This is a genomic window from Pseudoclavibacter sp. VKM Ac-2888, assembly GCF_015351285.1.
Classification (GTDB): domain Bacteria; phylum Actinomycetota; class Actinomycetes; order Actinomycetales; family Microbacteriaceae; genus Pseudoclavibacter.
The window spans coordinates 1,517,500-1,532,820 of the sequence record NZ_JADKSM010000001.1 but is presented as its reverse complement, the minus strand read 5'-3'; the positions used below and the strand labels follow the sequence as shown (position 1 = coordinate 1,532,820).

Genomic DNA, 15,321 nt, shown 5'->3' with positions numbered 1-15,321 from the left:
GTCTAGGTTTATCCGGATGATGATGATGTCGAGGTGGGCAGCGAGTGTGCTCCTCGTGTCGGTTCTCGCGGGGATCCTCGCGGCAGTGTTCGCCGCCATGCGGTCCGACTGGGCGACTGGGCTCGCAGCGCTCATCGCGCTCGCGGCCGCATGGGCCTCGATCTGGCTGGTGCTGCGCGAGCATGCGCGCGACCGTGCGCGGCTCGAGGAGGTCACCGAGCTCAGCACGAGGCGGGCTGACCAGGCATCGGTGCTGAGCCACGAGCTCCGCACGCCGCTCGCAGTCATCCAGGGGGCCGGGGAGCTCCTCGCGGAGGAGAAGGCTGGCCCGCTCACGGAGAAGCAGGCCGTGTTCGTGCATCGCATCGTCGACAACGCCGTTCGGATGCACAACTTCTCGGAGCAACTGCTCACGAGGGCCCGCCTCGAGGCCGGCCTCGTGTCGATCGAGCGCTCTCGGGTCGACCTGAGAGTGCTGTTCAGGGGCGTCGTCGAGGAGCTGTCGGAGATCTCCGATGTCACGGTCGTGCTGGATGCCCCTGGCGCCCCGGTCAGCGCATTCGTCGACCCGCAGCTCACGAGGCAGGTCATCACGAACCTCGTGAACAACGCGGCGAGGAGCGAGTCGGCGGGCGGTCGCGTGGAAGTGCGTATCGTTCCTGGGGACGACGAGGTCATGATCTCGGTCAGCGACGGAGGGACGGGGATGACGGAGACGCAGCGGGAACGCCTGTTCAGCCGGTTCTCGAGCGGCCGCCCGCTCGGCAACGGCACCGGCATCGGGCTCTTCATCTCACAGCAGTTCGTGGAGCTGCAGGGTGGCCGCATCCACGTCGACACGATCTCGGGAAAAGGAACGACGATGATGTTCACGCTGCCGCTTGCCGACCCAGCCGTCGCGAGGCGTCGACGATGACGGCGCCCCACAGTCTCGCGTTCGTCGTCGACGACGAACCGGCGATGCTCGACATCGTCACGTTCGCGCTGGAGACGCAGGGGTTCACGACGGAGTCGTTCCGCTCGGCGGAGACCGCGTGGACGGCCCTCGAACGCTCACGCCCGGACCTCGTGGTGCTCGACATCATGCTGCCGGGCATCTCGGGTATCTCGCTGTGCCAGCGCATCAAGTCCCGCTGGGACCTGCCGGTGATCCTCGTGACCGCGAAGGGCGAGGTCTCCGACCGGATCGCGGGGCTGGAGGCGGAGGCCGACGACTACGTCGCGAAGCCGTTCCACCCGCGCGAGCTGGCACTCAGGGCGCAGCGGCTCGTGCGGCGGCCGGAGTCGTCGCGTGCCGTCGTGACCTCGGGGGTCCGCCTCGAGCTCGACCCCGCGAGCCACGATGTCATCGTCGCCGCGGAGCGGGTCTCGCTCACCAACACCGAGTACAAGCTCCTCGCCGCCCTCATGGCGCATCCGAACTCACCGCTCGACTTCTCGCAGCTCCTCCTCATGTGCTGGGGCGAGTACGACCGCCACGGGGACCGGGAGATGATCAAGGCCGCGGTCTATCGGATGCGGCACAAGCTCGAGGCGGCCGTCACGGGAAGCGCGGCGGCGATCGAGAGCGTGCGGGGCACCGGCTACCTGCTCCGCGCCGACCGCACCTGAGCCTCGTCCGTCACCAGGGTTCCCGCCCAACTCGGTGACAGAGCTGTCACCGAGCATCACCGAGCTGTCACGGGCGTGCCCGCATCCCGCTCGTAGCGTTGGCAACGTCGAGCACAGCTCACTGATGCTCGGCAGTTCGAAGACCAGGACAAAGGAGTTCTCCCGCATGCAACGCACACTGCTTCCCTTCGCGGTCGCGGCAACAGCCGCCACCGCTCTCCTCGCCGGCTGCTCGGCGGGTGCGGGCACCGAGGCGGGCGCCTCGAGCGAACCGGTCACGTTCATCTGCACCCCGCAGGAGGACTGGTGCCAGGTCATCGCCGCCGAGTTCACGGCGGCCTCCGGCATCCCGGCGAACTACGTGCGGCTGAGCGGCGGCGAGGCCGTCGCACGCCTCAGCGCGACAGGAGACACCCCGGAGTTCGACGCCTGGTTCGGCGGCGGCGCCGAGGGGCATCTCGCGGCCGACGAGTCCGGCTTCCTCGAGCCGTACACCTCACCGAACGCCGAGCAGATCCCGTCGGAATACAAGGACGCGGATGGGCGCTGGACCGGCGTCTACGTCGGCGCGCTGAGCTTCTGCTCGAACACCGACGTGCTCGAGGAGATCGGCGCCGAGGCGCCGACCTCCTGGGCGGACCTGCTCGACCCGAAGTTCAAGGGGAACATCGCCATGGCGCACCCCGGCACCTCCGGCACGGCCTACCAGGCGCTCTGGACCGAGGTCGAGCTCAACGACGGCGACCAGGATGCGGCCATCGGCTTCTTCGGCAAGCTGCACTCCAACATCCTCCAGTACTCGAAGAGCGGCAGCGCGCCAGGCCAGATGGCAGGCCGCGGTGAGGTCGCCACCGGCGTGATCTTCGCCCAGGACTGCCAGAAGTTCGTGAACGAGGGCTTCACGAACCTCGAGACGACCTTCCCCTCCGAGGGAACCGGCTACGAGGTCGGGGCCGTCTCGCTCATCAAGAACGCGAAGAACCCAGAGGGCGCCAAGGCGTTCATCGACTGGACCCTCACGGCAGAGGCGCAGGATCTCGCCGCGACCGTCGGCAGCTACAGCGTGCCGACGAACCCGGACGCGGTCATCACGGAGGACATGGTCGACTTCGACACCGTGAAGCTCGTGCACGCCGACATCGACGCCGCGGGTCAGGCGCGCAACGAGCTCACCGGACGGTTCGACTCGGAGGTGGCGCCTGCTCCCAAGGAGTAGAAGCGCGGACGAACAATGACCTCAACACTCGAAGCAGTCGCTGGCGGCGCCACGCCGCCAGCGGCCCCCGCCCCCGCACGAGGACGCGGCTCGCGCTCGGCGCCGCGGTCACGAGCCCGCGCCGACCGCAGCGTCGTGATCCTCGGCACGGCCGTCGCCGTCATCCTCCTGCTCCTCATCGGCTACCCGGTGATGAGCCTCCTCTCCGCAGCGTTCGCCCCGGATGGGCTCGCGGTGCTCGCGAGCATCGTGACCGACCCCGTCAACCATCGGATCGTGCTCAACACGCTGGTCCTCGGGCTCATCGTCGGGGTCCTGGGCACCATCATCGGCTTCCTGTTCGCCTTCGCCCAGGTCCGCATCGCGTTCCGCGGCAAACGAGCGCTGCACCTGCTCGCGATGGTCCCGATCGTGGCGCCCCCGTTCGCGGTCGCCACCGCCGTCATCACGCTCTTCGGCCGCAACGGCGCCATCAGCAACGGCATCTTCGGCATCAAGGGCGACATCTACGGGCTCTCCGGCCTGGTGCTCGTCCTCGCCCTGTCCTTCTTCCCCGTCGCCTACATGAACTTCAAGGGCATGCTCGAGTCGCTCGACCCGAGCCTCGACGAGGCCGCAGCTGGCCTCGGGGCGAGCAAGCTCAAGGTGTTCTTCTCCGTCACCATCCCCATGCTCGTCCCCGGCTTCGCCGGGTCCTTCCTCCTGCTGTTCGTGGAGTCCATCGCCGACCTCGCGAACCCGCTGGTGCTCGGCGGCGACTACACGGTCCTCGCGAGCCGGGCCTACCTCGCCGTCACCGGCGACTACAACACGAGCGCGGGCGCGGCCTACTCGCTCACGATCCTCGTGCCAGCCCTCCTCGTGTTCCTCGTGCAGCGCTACTGGGTCTCGAAGCGCAGCGTCGTGACCGTGACGGGCAAGCCGACGGGACGATCCGAGCAGATCACCGCACCGAGCATCCGGGTGCCCATCCTCCTGCTCGTCGGCTCGATCAGCGCGCTCATCGTCACGATCTACGTGACCGTCCTGACCGGTGGCTTCATGAAGGTGCCAGGGGTCAACAACGAGTTCACGCTCGACCACTTCACCTTCGTCCTCACGGGCATCGGCTCGAAGGCCATGATCGACACGGCCACCCTGGCCCTCATCGCGGCCCCGATCGCCGGCGTGCTCGGGATGCTCATCGCCTGGCTCGTCGTCCGGAAGCTGCGTCGCACCTCCGGACTGCTCGACTTCGTCGGGATGCTGGGGCTGGCCGTGCCCGGCACCGTCCTCGGCATCGGCTACGCGCTCAGCTACATCACGCCGACCACGATCTTCGGCGTGCAGATCCTGCCGGCCCTCGCCGGTGGAAGCGCGGCGTTCTCCGGCGGCATCGCGATCGTGATGGTCTACATCACCCGCTCGCTGCCATCCGGCCAGCGCTCGGGCATCGCGGCGCTCAACCAGATCCATCCCGCCATCGAGGAAGCCTCCACGTCGCTCGGGGCCGGGTCGGGGACGACGTTCCGCAAGGTGACGCTGCCGCTCATCCAGTCGGCCCTCCTCACCGGCCTGACCTTCGCGTTCGCCAGGTCCATGACGACGCTGTCGCCCATCGTGTTCCTCACCACCCCAGGCATCAAGATCATGACCTCGCAGATCCTCGCCGAGGTCGACTCGGGGCGCTTCGGGAACGCGTTCGCGTACTGCACGGTGCTCATCCTCATCGTGCTGACGCTCATCCTCATCATCAACTTCCTCGTTCGAAAGGTGATCTTCCGTGGTCGCACACACCGTCGTTGACTCCGTCGAAGGCCTCGCCGAGGCTGTCGGCATCGACCCTGAGGCCGCACTCGGCCGCATCACCCTCCGCAAGCTGACGAAGCGATACGGAGCCAAGGCCGACGACCCGTTGGCCGTCGACTCCGTCGATCTCGAGATCGAACCTGGCGAGTTCATCACCCTCCTCGGCCCCTCCGGCTGCGGCAAGACCTCGACGCTGCGGATGATCGCCGGGTTCGAGGAGCCGACCTCGGGGGAGCTCGAACTCGACGGGGCCGACATGATCCGCGTCGCCCCGAACCAGCGGCCCATGTCGATGGTCTTCCAGTCGTATGCGCTCTTCCCGCACCTGTCCGTCCGCGAGAACGTCTCGTACGGGTTGAAGCTCAAGAAGATGCCGGCGGCGCGGATGCGCGAGGAGGTCGACACGGTCCTGACGATCATGAACCTCATGAACTTCGCCGACCGGGCGCCCCACCAGCTGTCCGGAGGTCAGCAGCAGCGCGTCGCCCTCGCCCGTGCGCTGGTCATGCGACCGAAGGTGCTGCTCTTCGACGAGCCCCTCTCGAACCTCGACGCGAAGCTGCGCGTCCTGATGCGCAACGAGATCCGCCGCCTGCAGCGTCGACTCGGCATCACGAGCATCTTCGTCACCCACGACCAGGACGAGGCGATGACGCTCTCCGACCGCATCGTCGTCATGAACCGCGGCCGGATCGAGCAGGTCGATGTCCCGGACACCGTGTACCGGCGCCCGGAGTCGGTGTTCGTCGCCGACTTCATCGGCCGCGCGACGTTCCTCGACGCCACCCTCCTCGCCGAGCCGGCGAATGGACGGGCCCGGGTCGTGGCGCTCGGCCGGGAGTTCGAGACGGACTGCCAGGACGGCGTCACGATCGACACGGAGGTGCTCCTCATGATCAGGCCGGAGTCGGTGCGACTCTCCGGTCGAGTGGAGGCCGCGGAGGTCCACGGAGACGTCGGACGGGTCCTCACGACCATCTTCCACGGCGACAGCGTCGAGTACGAGATCGAGACCGACACGGGGACGATCGTGGCGCAGGTCTCGGACCCATCCGTCGAGGACATCCTGCGCCCCATGGACTGCGTTCGCGTTGGCATCGCCCCGGAACGCGGATGGCTGCTGCCCAAGACGGGCGACGAAGGCGACGACACGGCGGCTCACTAGGCGCCTGAGCGGTGTGCGGTCCCGGGCCACTTCCTCCCCGAAGGCGGTGGCCCGAATCGTTCTGTGGAGGCCTCGGGCGCCGCGGGTCAGCGTCGGCGCGCGGCTCGGATGCCGTTGAGGATGACGAGCAGCTCCGCGGCTTCGTGGACGAGCACGACCCCGGCGAGGCCGAGCACGCCGAACAGCGCGAGCGGGAACAGGACCACGATGATGGCGAGCGCAAGCGCGATGTTGACGGTCATGATGCGGCGTCCGCGTCTGGCGTGTGCGAACGCGCTCGGAAGCAGCCTGAGGTCGCTTCCCGTGAAGGCGATGTCCGCGGACTCGATCGCCGCGGCGGACCCATGGGTCCCCATGGCGATCCCGACCCTTGCCGTGGCGAGCGCCGGGGCGTCGTTGATGCCGTCGCCGACCATCGCGGTCGGCGTCTTGGACGCCAGCCGTTCGATGACGCGGGCCTTGTCCGCCGGAAGCTGCTCGGCGTGCACCTCTGCGATACCCGCCTGAGATGCGAGCGCCTGCGCGGTCTGCGTGTTGTCGCCGGTCAGCATGAGGGAGCGGATGCCGAGCCGGGAGAGCTGATCGATGGCGTCCGCAGCATCCGGGCGCAGCTCGTCGCGGACGCCGATCAGGCCCGCGATGCTGCCATCGACCTCCACCACGACGACCGTCATGCCCTGACCCGCCAGCGTCTCGGCCGCGACCTCCACGCCGAGCGGCGGGAGCCACCTCGTGTTGCCCACTCGCACGGCCGCGCCATCCACCTGGCCGACTATGCCGAGCCCCGCGAACTCCTCGACGTCGGTGGCGGTCAAGGGGGTCTCACCCGCCGCAGTGATCGCGCTGGCGAGCGGGTGCCCGCTGACGGCCTCGAGGGCAGCCGCGAGGTCGACGACACTCTGCCGGGTCCACGCGGCAGCCGGAACGACCTCGACCACGCGCGGGTCGTTCATGGTCAGCGTGCCCGTCTTGTCGAACGCGATCGTCCGGATCGTTCCGAACTGCTCGAACGCAGCACCGGATGTGATGACCACACCGAGCTTCGAGGCGGAGCCGATCGCGCTGATCACGGTCACCGGGACGGCGATCGCGAGGGCGCAGGGAGAGGCGGCGACGAGCACGACCAGGGCACGCTCGGTCCAGAGCGCCGGATCTCCGACGAGGAACCCGAACGCCACGATGAGCAGCGCCAGCACGAGCACCGTCGGCACGAGCGGGCGGGCGATGCGGTCCGCCAACCGCGCGCGGTTCCCCTTCTTGGCGTGGGCTTGCCGGACCAGCTCGACGATCTGGGTCAGCGAGTTGTCTCGGCCATCGGCCGTGGCCTCGATGCGCAGAGCGCCGGAGATGGTGATGGTCCCGGCCGCGATCGCGTCTCCCGGTTCGAGCTGCACGGGGATGGACTCGCCCGTGACCGCCGACGTGTCGACGTTCGATCGGCCCTCCCGTACGATGCCATCCGTGGCGGCGCGGTCACCGGCGCCGAGCTGCAGCACATCTCCGCGACGCACCTCGCTGGCCGGAACGGTCGCGGTGCCGCCGGCGCGAACCACGATCGCCGTCTCCGGGAGCAGCGCGAGGAGCGCGCGCAGCCCATCCTTGGCCCGCGACATCGCGCGGCCCTCGAGTGTCTCCGCGAGGGAGAAGAGGAACGCCAGTGCTGCGGCCTCGCCCACATGCCCGAGGAGCACGGCCCCGATCGCGGCGATCGTCATCAGCAGCCCGACCCCGAGCCGGCCTCGCGCGAGACGACGGAGCGTGTCGGGGACGAAGGTCGAGGCCCCGGCCAGCAGGGCGATGGCATGGAAGACGACCGCGGCGGCGGGCGTCCCGCCCCATTCGAATCCGTAGCCGACGATCAGGGCGACGCCCGACACCGCGGACGGCAGGAGCGCCCGATCCCGCCACCAGGGCGCGGCGACGGGCGGTCCGCCCGTCGGCTCGGCTGCGGAGGCCGGTGAGGTCGCCGAGGCCAGTGAGGCCGCCGAAGCCAGCCGAGGTCCGCAGCAGGCATCTCCGTCGTCGTCTCCGCATCCCGCAGCGACGACCGGCGACGGAGGAAGGTTGTCGGAGGCGGGTGACGGCCCCGAGCGGAGCAGCAGCGGCCGACGCGGGGCGCCTCCTCGCGGGGGTTCGGCCGGGCCGCAGCATTCTTCGCTCACGCGGGACCAGCCGCTTCCGAGGCGCACGCCGCGCAGCTGTCGCAGTCGGACGCGCACGGGACGCCCTCATCGACGGCCAGGACGGTCTCGATCAGCATGCCGAGCGCGCGGGTGATGTGCGAGTCGGCGATCTCGTACCGCGTCTGCCTGCCCTCGGGGCTCGCGGCGACGATGCCGCACCCCCGCAGGCAGGCGAGGTGGTTCGAGACGTTCGTGCGAGTGAGCCCCAGCGACTCGGAGAGACGCGCGGGGTACCCGGGGCCGGAGAGGAGCGCAAGCAGGATCCTCGATCGGGTGGGATCCGCCATCGCCCGACCGAGCCTGTTCATCACGTCGAGCCTCGAAGCAAGAGTCAGCATGGAGTGACTATACAGCGAAGAGTGACCTGTTTCACATGTCCCGAACGCCAGGTCCACGAGTATCGAGCCGGCGCCCTGGAGGTTCAGGCGAGCCGACCGCGGTACTGGCGCATCTTGCTCCGCGCACCGCACGTGTTCATGTCGCACCAGGTGCGCGTCCTGGATCGGGAACTGTCGAAGAACACCCACCGGCACGTGTCCGACGCGCAAGTCCTGAGCCGCAGCCCCGAGCCGGTCAAGCCGGAGAGCAGCAGTGCTCGGACCGCCGCGCCTGCTGGCGACGTCGTCCGTGCGCTCGACGGGGTCAGCGAAAGTCGACCGTCATCGTCGACGTGAGGGCTTGCCCAGTGCTCCTGAGCGAGCCGGTTCAAGGCCGATCGCGCTGACGCGTCGCTCCGGTCGGCGAGGAACGCGCGGATGACCTCGCGCGCGCCGCGCAATGAGGCGAGGTGCTCGAGCGTGCAGTCCCCGTCCCATCCGTGCTGGACCATCCACTCCCGCCCGCCACGCAGGGTCGCCAGGGCATCTGTGCCGTGCAGCAGCGTCGCGCTGTTGCAGAACTCTTCAACGACGCGCAGCTCCTCAGGCACGACTGACTGCACGGTGCTCACGTGCTCAACAGTCTGAGGAGTTCGCCCGGCTGGTCCTCCGGGACCATGTGTCCGGCTCCGTCGATGAGAGAGAACCGCGCGTGATCCGGAAGTGCCGTCATGAGTCGCTGGGCGTAGTCGACACCGAGCCACGAGTCGTCCGCGCCCCAGATCACGTGGACCGGGATGTCCAGCAGGTGGAGTAGCCCCTGGAGCTCGTCGGTGTTGTCCTCGCCACCCTGCGCGTACTGCTGGTAGAACGCCCGTGCACCTTCTGTCCCTGCCCACTGGTCCGTGTACGAAGCCAGCGCCTCCGCGCGGAGACCCGTGTGGCTGCCGGACCGGATCTTGGCGTCGATGAGGGCAGCACTGGCCCAGGCTGGAAGCGCCTCGAAGGCCGCGGGGTGCTGGTGGATGGTCTGGAAGAATCCCCCGGAGCCCCAGCCGCTCACCGTGGCGGCATCGATGAGTGTGAGTGACTCGAAGGTCACGTTGTGGAGAAGTGCGGCGCGCAGTGCGACCGCGCCGCCGACATCGTGTGCCACAACCTGAGGTGCGGAGACGCCCCAGTGTTCGAGAAGGTCGACGAAGATCACCGCTTGCTGCCGAAGGCTCACGTCGGGTGCGGTGCGGGTCGACTGCCCGAATCCGAGCATGTCCCAGACGTGGACCCGGTGATCGCGAGCCAGCACCGGAACGACGTCGCGCCAGATGAATGACGAGAATGGCGTGCCGTGCAGCAGGACGAGCGGGGGCCCGTCGCCGAACGAACCCCATCGCACCGTGCCGTCGCCGACCTCGAACCGCTCGGGAAGCGCCCAATCGCTCATTTGTCTCCCTTTGTTGTTACTGTCTAGTCTGATTAGACGGTAACAGAGGTGAAGCGGCATGGTGCGGTTGGCGCCACCGTCGACCTCCCCGCCACGAGCCTGAATGTCCGAGGTCGACGGCCTCAGCGCCAGCAGCAGTCAGCGACCGGCCCACTCGCCGCGCACGTGCCCGATGTGCTGTGCCACCAGCTGCTGCATCCGCGCTCGGTCGCGGTCGAGCGCCGCCTCGATCATCTGGTCGTGCTCGAGCGTGGACGCGGTGAGCTGGCCGGCTTCGGCGAGCGGCAGCAGGTTGTGGAGGCGGCTGCGCTCGCGGGCACGCCGCACGATCTGGACGAGCTCCGGGTTGCCGTGGAGAGACAGGAACGAGGTGTGGAACTCGGTGTCGGCCGTCAGGTAGGCGACCATGTCGTTCGCCGCCTCAGCTCGCTGCATCGCCTCGACGAGGGGGCTCAGCGAGCGGATGCGCGCCACGTCCTCGTCGCTGTGCTGCTCGGCGATGTCGCCCATGACGGGCACCTCGAGCAGCCGGCGCACCTCGGCGAGGTTGTCGAGCTCGGCGCGCGTGACCTCCGTCACGCGGAACCCCGTGTTCGGCAGCACCTCGACCATCCCATCACGCGACAGCTCGAGCATCGCCTCCCGGACCGGGGTCGCCGAGGAGGCGAAGCGGGTGGCGAGCGCAGGCGCCGAGTAGACCTGCCCAGGGGTGAGCTCGCCGCCGATGAGCGCGGCTCGCAGTTCCGCGGCCACGCGCTGGCGCACGGAGTCGCGACGGCCCGGGCTGGGCTGCGCGCCGGCGGGGGTGCTCATCGGCGACGCTCGTCTGCGTCGGCGATCGCCCGAGCCAGCACGAGGTCCTCCCACGACATTCCGGCGCTCTTGAACACCACGGGGCGCCTGCCGAGCGGCCGGCGGGTGCCCTGCACGAGATCGGCCATCGGGATCAGCTCCCGCGCGTCGAGGGCGTCCTCGTTGATGGCCATGATGACGTCGCCGCACTCGCGAAGCGCCGCCGCGACGTCCTCGACGATCACGTCGGCTCGGCCGAGCAGCCCACCCGGCAGCTCGCGTGCATCCGGCGAATGCGAGCCGACCGCCACGACCACGGCGTCGTCGCGCACGAGCTCGTCGGGGAAGAGCGGGGCCGAGGCTGTCGTCGTGCACAGGATGAGCCCAGCCGCGCGGGTTGCAGCCTCGGCCTCATGGCTGCCCGCCGCGACCACGGCGTCGAAATCCTCGCTCGCGGGGACGCGCTCGGGGGAGCGGACCACCGACGTGACGCGGCCGATCTGCCGTGTGCCCTCGAGCACGGCCCTGACCGTGCGCACGTGTGCTCTCGCCTGCGGGCCGGCGCCATAGGCGACGACCTCCAGCGGGCCGGAGTCTCGCTCGAGCGCATCCTTGACCGCCGCCACGGAGACAGCCGAGGTACGAATATCGGTGAGGGTCGGCCCGTCGATGAGGGCGCGAGGCGTGAGCGTGTCCGCGTCGAACAGCACGTAGAGGCCCTGGATGCGGGCGAGTCCCCGCGCTGGGTTGTCCGGTGCGATCGTCAGCAGCTTGATGCCGGCGCTGTCCGCGGTCTCGGCCGGCATGAGGAGGAACTCGCCGTGCTCGAGCGACTCGAAGATGCGCGCGTGGTCGGTCTCGGGACGGAACCCGTCGGCGAGGGCGCGCCGGAGCGCATCGACAGCCGCCGTCGGGGAGAGGAGCGCCGCGACGTCATCGGCGCCGAGGTAGGGGATGCGCGCGCTCATCGCAGCACGAACCCGGGCGTCATCTCGTCACGAGGGTCGACCTCGAAGACGTGCTCGCCGGTTTTGTATGCCATGCCCGAGACCTGCGTCGTCGTCGCGCGGCGCCCGGCCTCGACGCCCTCCGCGACGACGCGGGCGAGGAAGCGGGAGCCGACGATGGAGTCGTGCACGAGCTCGGACCCGACGGGCAGCGCGCCCTGCTCGGTCAGCGTCGCGACGCGGGCGCACGTGCCGGACCCGCAGGGGGAGCGGTCGAGCTCACCATCGGCGAACACCGTGGCGTTGCGCTGGCGGACGACGCCGTCGGCGCTGTGGTCGGAGAAGAGGATCGTGCCGTAGACCCCGCTCAGTCGTTCGTCGTTCGGATGCTGGGCGTGCGGCGAATCGTTCAGGAGCCACTTCACCTCCCGCCCGAACGCGATGATCTCGCTCACGTCCTCCGGCTCGATCGACAGCCCGACGGCGCTCGCGTCGACCTGCGCGTAGATGGCCCCGGCGAAGGTGAGGTCGGCGAGCACCGTGCCCCTGGATGTCGAGACGGGGACCTGCCGCGCGAGCACGTAGCCCGGAACGTTGATGAAGTCGGCCCCCGTGACGGTGCCATCTGGGTCGGTGTGGACCCTCGCGGTCACGCGCCCTGAGGGGACGTCGATGATGACGTCCGTCGTGCCGCTGGTCTCGGGGGCGACGAGGCCGCTCTCGATGGCCCACACGCCGAGCGCGATCGTGCCGTGCCCGCACGCCGTCGAGAACCCGTCCTTGTGCCAGAAGAGCACCCCGAGGTGGGCGCCGTCGTCGTTCGGCTCCACGATGAAGCCGCCGTACATGTCGGCGTGCCCGCGCGGCTCGAAGCAGAGCAGTTGGCGGACTCGGTCGATGGCGGGGGAGGCCATGGCGAAGACGCGCTTGCTGGCCACGTCTGCGCCCTCGATCGGGATCCCGAGCTCCGGCACGATGCGGAACGGCTCGCCGGCCGTGTGGTAGTCGATCGTCGCGTAGCGCTCGCGCATGAAGCCTCCAGAGAGATTGCAATTGCAATCACACTAGGGCACGGCGCGCGCGACCGACAGGGTGGGGGTGAGACACGCGACTCGCGCGCCACTCGAACCCTGCCTAGAACATAGGTACGATGGCGGGGTCATGAACTCGTACCTGCTCCATGCCGACGCCGACTCCTTCTTCGCATCGGTCGCCCTGCGTGACCGGCCGGAGCTCGCAGCCAAGCCCGTCGCCGCCGTGGCGCACCTGTTCATCGCCAGCGCCAACTACCCGGCTCGGGAGTTCGGCATCCACGCCGGCATGCTCGTCACCGAGGCGCGTGAGCTGTGCCCACGCATCCTGCTCGTCGAGGCCTACCGCCAGGAGATCGAAGCGGTCGGGGATGCGCTCTACGCGCTCTTCGACTCGGTCGCGCGGGGAATCGAGCCCGGCTCGATCGAGGAGGCGTTCCTCGACGTCGGGGCGCGCACGCCGGAGGAGGCGCAGAGTGTCGCCCGTGAGCTCCGTCGCCGCGCGGCGACCGAGCTGCGCATCCCCGTCAGCGTCGGCATCGGCCGCACGAAGCTCATGGCGAAGCTCGCCTCGAGAGCAGCGAAGCCCGACGGCGTGCACGTCATCGACGAGGCGCGCGAGCTGGAGCTGCGCACCGAGCTGCCCATCGGCGAGGTGTGGGGCATCGGGGCACGCACCGAGGCGCGGCTCATCAAGCTCGGCGTCGCCCGCATCGGCGATGTCGACGTCATCCCGCGCGACGAGCTGCTGCGGGTCTGCGGCACGGGGATGGCCAGGCGGCTGTGGCGCATCCGCGCCGGAACCGACGATGCGATGATCTCGCCCATCCGGCACCGCACGAGCCTCACCTCGGAATCGTCGACCTCGGGGTACGCGCGGGCCGACCGCACGCCTGAGGAGGTCGTCGAGGGCTGCGTCGAGCGCGTCTGCCACCGGGCGACTCGAGCGGGGCTCAGCGCCACGGGCATCAAGCTCGAGCTGCGCCCCGTCGGGCTCGGCCCGGTCAGGGAGAAGTACCAGGGCATCGACTCGAGCGCGTCCTTCGACGTGTGGATGCCCGTCGCGAAGAAGCTGCTCGTCGACTCGAGCACCTCGGAGCTCGAGTCCGCGAGCGTGACGCTCACCGGGCTGGTTCCGGTCGAGATGGTGCAGCCGACGCTCTTCTGACGATCCCGCCCCCTGGTTTCGTCTGCCCGGTACCCTGCCTCTACGCTGAACTGCAGATCGCGGGATGCGCGAGCGGACGAGACGAGGACCCCGACGATGAGCAGCACTCTCGAGCCGCGCGAGGGCATCCTGCGCCCCATCTCGGCGGGCGTGGTCTCGGCGCTCGTGGCGTTCACGAGCTCGTTCATCGTCGTGCTGACGGGCCTGACCGCCGTGGGGGCGAGCGCAGATCAGGCGTCGAGCGGCCTCCTCGCCGTGAGCGTCACCATGGGCCTCGGGTGCATCCTGCTGGCAGGGTGGACTCGCCTGCCCATCACCGTCGCCTGGTCGACACCGGGCGCGGCCCTGCTCGCGGCGACGGGCACCATCGATGGCGGCTGGCCGGTCGCGGTCGGCGCGTTCCTCATCACGGGACTCCTCATCATCGTCACGGGGCTCATCCCGCAGCTCGGAGCGCTCGTCGCTCGCATTCCCGTCTCCGTCGCCCAGGCGATGCTCGCGGGCGTGCTCTTCCAGCTCTGCCTCGGCCCGATCACCGGCATGGCGGAGAACCCGCTCGCCGTCGCGCCCGTCGTCATCGCCTGGCTGCTCGCGCTGCGCTTCCTGCCTCGATGGGCCGCGCCGATCGCGTTCCTCGTCGCGGCGATCGTCATCGGCGTGCACATCGTCGCCTCCGGCGCCTCGATCCAGGCCGCCGACCTCGCCCCGCGCCTGGAGTTCACCGCTCCGGAGTTCTCGATCGCCGGCATGATCGGCATCGCACTGCCCCTCTACCTCGTCACCATGGCATCTCAGAACGTGCCGGGGGTCGCCGTCATGAAGGGCCTCGGCTTCGAGGTGCCGTGGCGGCGGTCGCTCATCGCGACCGGCATCGGCACCGTCGTCGGCGCCCCCGCCGGAGGCCACGCTATCAACCTCGCCGCCATCAGCGCGGCCCTCGCCGCGGGGCCGGAAGCGGGCGAGGACCGTTCACGGCGCTGGGTGGCGAGCGTCACCAACGGAGTCGTCGTCATCGTCCTCGGCGTGGCATCGGCCGCATTCGGGACGCTGGTGCTGCTCGCCCCGGCCGGCGTCATCACCGCAGTGGCGGGGCTCGCGCTCATCGGCACGCTCGCCGGCTCGCTCAAGGCGGCGCTCGCCGAGACGGGCGAGCTCGTGCCAGCCGTCGTGACCTTCGCGACCGCCGCATCCGGCATCGCGATCGGCGGGGTCAGCGCCGCCTTCTGGGCACTGCTCGCGGGCCTCGTCGTGCGCTTCGTCGTCCGACCGCGCCGCCCATCCACCGAGAGCTGAGTTGTGGTCGTTTCCGGCGACGAATGACGACCACAACTCAGCTCTCGGTGGATGCGCGACCCGAGGCGCGGCCCGCGCTCAATCGTTGCGGGGCGCCGTGATCCGAACGATCACGAGGTAGACCGCGAGGGAGACGACGGCGCCCACGATCGCCGAGGTCCAGTTCGGCAGCGAGAACGGGTCGCTTGTGCTGCTCCAGAACAGGACGCTGCTGAGCCAGCCGCCGAAGAGCGCGCCGAGCGCGCCCACGAAGAGCGGCGCGATCCAGTCGTCGCGCCTGCGGGTGGGCAGGAAGCGCTTGGCCAGCACCCCCAGGAGAAGGCCGATGGCGAGGAAGGCGAAGTAGCTCACGCGTGCTCCAGAGGTTTC

Annotated in this window: 15 protein-coding genes; 7 read left to right on the top strand and 8 right to left on the bottom strand. The window is 69.6% G+C overall.

Features of this window, described 5'->3' with window-relative positions; translation table 11 throughout:
• Positions 1-16 precede the first annotated feature (16 nt).
• The 5 genes from ITJ61_RS07390 to ITJ61_RS07370 all read left to right on the top strand — a co-directional run bounded on the left by ITJ61_RS07390 (position 17) and on the right by ITJ61_RS07370 (position 5,780).
• The gene (locus ITJ61_RS07390; RefSeq protein ID WP_104242395.1) at positions 17-916 is read left to right on the top strand and encodes a sensor histidine kinase; all 900 of its coding nucleotides are present in this window, start codon (positions 17-19) and stop codon (positions 914-916) included.
• Positions 913-1,611, top strand: a complete 699-nt coding sequence (locus ITJ61_RS07385; RefSeq protein WP_104242393.1) for a response regulator transcription factor — start codon at positions 913-915, stop codon at positions 1,609-1,611. Before ITJ61_RS07390 ends, ITJ61_RS07385 begins: the two co-directional genes overlap by 4 nt.
• 166 nt (positions 1,612-1,777) lie before the next feature.
• Positions 1,778-2,827, top strand: coding sequence for an ABC transporter substrate-binding protein (locus ITJ61_RS07380; protein ID WP_194676643.1), 1,050 nt, complete (start codon positions 1,778-1,780; stop codon positions 2,825-2,827).
• Between the two features lie 15 nt (positions 2,828-2,842).
• On the top strand, positions 2,843-4,612 hold the full coding sequence (locus tag ITJ61_RS07375) for an ABC transporter permease (RefSeq protein WP_194685883.1): 1,770 nt from the start codon (positions 2,843-2,845) through the stop codon (positions 4,610-4,612).
• Entirely contained in the window at positions 4,590-5,780 is a 1,191-nt protein-coding gene (locus ITJ61_RS07370; RefSeq protein ID WP_323744313.1) for an ABC transporter ATP-binding protein, read from the top strand. Before ITJ61_RS07375 ends, ITJ61_RS07370 begins: the two co-directional genes overlap by 23 nt.
• A gap of 86 nt (positions 5,781-5,866) precedes the next feature.
• Here the strand turns inward: ITJ61_RS07370 and ITJ61_RS07365 are convergent, their stop codons facing one another.
• The 7 genes from ITJ61_RS07365 to ITJ61_RS07335 form a co-directional block, all read right to left on the bottom strand.
• A complete protein-coding gene (locus ITJ61_RS07365) occupies positions 5,867-7,657 on the bottom strand; it encodes a cation-translocating P-type ATPase (RefSeq protein WP_323744312.1) in 1,791 nt (596 codons plus the stop codon).
• Between the two features lie 281 nt (positions 7,658-7,938).
• Complete coding sequence (gene cmtR / locus ITJ61_RS07360; RefSeq protein WP_194685882.1) at positions 7,939-8,301, bottom strand: Cd(II)/Pb(II)-sensing metalloregulatory transcriptional regulator CmtR; 363 nt, start codon at positions 8,299-8,301, stop codon at positions 7,939-7,941.
• 83 nt (positions 8,302-8,384) lie between these two features.
• Complete coding sequence (locus tag ITJ61_RS07355) at positions 8,385-8,912, bottom strand: CGNR zinc finger domain-containing protein (RefSeq protein ID WP_104307105.1); 528 nt, start codon at positions 8,910-8,912, stop codon at positions 8,385-8,387.
• Positions 8,909-9,721: an alpha/beta fold hydrolase gene (locus ITJ61_RS07350; protein WP_194685881.1), complete on the bottom strand. Its 813-nt coding sequence runs from the start codon at positions 9,719-9,721 to the stop codon at positions 8,909-8,911. The genes ITJ61_RS07355 and ITJ61_RS07350 overlap by 4 nt, the downstream gene beginning before the upstream one ends.
• Positions 9,722-9,859: 138 nt before the next feature.
• Entirely contained in the window at positions 9,860-10,534 is a 675-nt protein-coding gene (locus tag ITJ61_RS07345; RefSeq protein WP_194685880.1) for a GntR family transcriptional regulator, read from the bottom strand.
• Positions 10,531-11,481, bottom strand: a complete 951-nt coding sequence (locus ITJ61_RS07340; protein ID WP_194685879.1) for an ornithine cyclodeaminase family protein — start codon at positions 11,479-11,481, stop codon at positions 10,531-10,533. The genes ITJ61_RS07345 and ITJ61_RS07340 overlap by 4 nt, the downstream gene beginning before the upstream one ends.
• Complete coding sequence (locus tag ITJ61_RS07335) at positions 11,478-12,491, bottom strand: proline racemase family protein (protein WP_194685878.1); 1,014 nt, start codon at positions 12,489-12,491, stop codon at positions 11,478-11,480. The genes ITJ61_RS07340 and ITJ61_RS07335 overlap by 4 nt, the downstream gene beginning before the upstream one ends.
• Before the next feature lie 130 nt (positions 12,492-12,621).
• Here ITJ61_RS07335 and ITJ61_RS07330 point away from each other — a divergent pair, with 130 nt between their 5' ends.
• Both ITJ61_RS07330 and ITJ61_RS07325 read left to right on the top strand, forming a co-directional pair.
• Positions 12,622-13,659 (top strand): DNA polymerase IV, encoded by a 1,038-nt coding sequence (locus tag ITJ61_RS07330; protein ID WP_104307100.1) that lies wholly within the window; start codon positions 12,622-12,624, stop codon positions 13,657-13,659.
• A 96-nt stretch (positions 13,660-13,755) separates the two neighbouring features.
• Complete coding sequence (locus ITJ61_RS07325) at positions 13,756-14,952, top strand: benzoate/H(+) symporter BenE family transporter (RefSeq protein ID WP_194685877.1); 1,197 nt, start codon at positions 13,756-13,758, stop codon at positions 14,950-14,952.
• Between the two features lie 78 nt (positions 14,953-15,030).
• Here ITJ61_RS07325 and ITJ61_RS07320 read toward each other — a convergent pair whose 3' ends face one another.
• The gene (locus tag ITJ61_RS07320; RefSeq protein WP_104242356.1) at positions 15,031-15,303 is read right to left on the bottom strand and encodes a GlsB/YeaQ/YmgE family stress response membrane protein; all 273 of its coding nucleotides are present in this window, start codon (positions 15,301-15,303) and stop codon (positions 15,031-15,033) included.
• Between the last annotated feature and the right edge of the window lie 18 nt (positions 15,304-15,321).

Coding starts and splice junctions, on each gene's coding strand:
- ITJ61_RS07390 (WP_104242395.1), top strand. CDS start 17: ATGATGATGATGTCGAGGTGGGCAGCGAGTGTGCTCCTCGTGTCGGTT.
- ITJ61_RS07385 (WP_104242393.1), top strand. CDS start 913: ATGACGGCGCCCCACAGTCTCGCGTTCGTCGTCGACGACGAACCGGCG.
- ITJ61_RS07380 (WP_194676643.1), top strand. CDS start 1,778: ATGCAACGCACACTGCTTCCCTTCGCGGTCGCGGCAACAGCCGCCACC.
- ITJ61_RS07375 (WP_194685883.1), top strand. CDS start 2,843: ATGACCTCAACACTCGAAGCAGTCGCTGGCGGCGCCACGCCGCCAGCG.
- cmtR (WP_194685882.1), bottom strand. CDS start 8,301: ATGCTGACTCTTGCTTCGAGGCTCGACGTGATGAACAGGCTCGGTCGG.
- ITJ61_RS07350 (WP_194685881.1), bottom strand. CDS start 9,721: ATGAGCGATTGGGCGCTTCCCGAGCGGTTCGAGGTCGGCGACGGCACG.
- ITJ61_RS07345 (WP_194685880.1), bottom strand. CDS start 10,534: ATGAGCACCCCCGCCGGCGCGCAGCCCAGCCCGGGCCGTCGCGACTCC.
- ITJ61_RS07340 (WP_194685879.1), bottom strand. CDS start 11,481: ATGAGCGCGCGCATCCCCTACCTCGGCGCCGATGACGTCGCGGCGCTC.
- ITJ61_RS07335 (WP_194685878.1), bottom strand. CDS start 12,491: ATGCGCGAGCGCTACGCGACGATCGACTACCACACGGCCGGCGAGCCG.
- ITJ61_RS07330 (WP_104307100.1), top strand. CDS start 12,622: ATGAACTCGTACCTGCTCCATGCCGACGCCGACTCCTTCTTCGCATCG.
- ITJ61_RS07325 (WP_194685877.1), top strand. CDS start 13,756: ATGAGCAGCACTCTCGAGCCGCGCGAGGGCATCCTGCGCCCCATCTCG.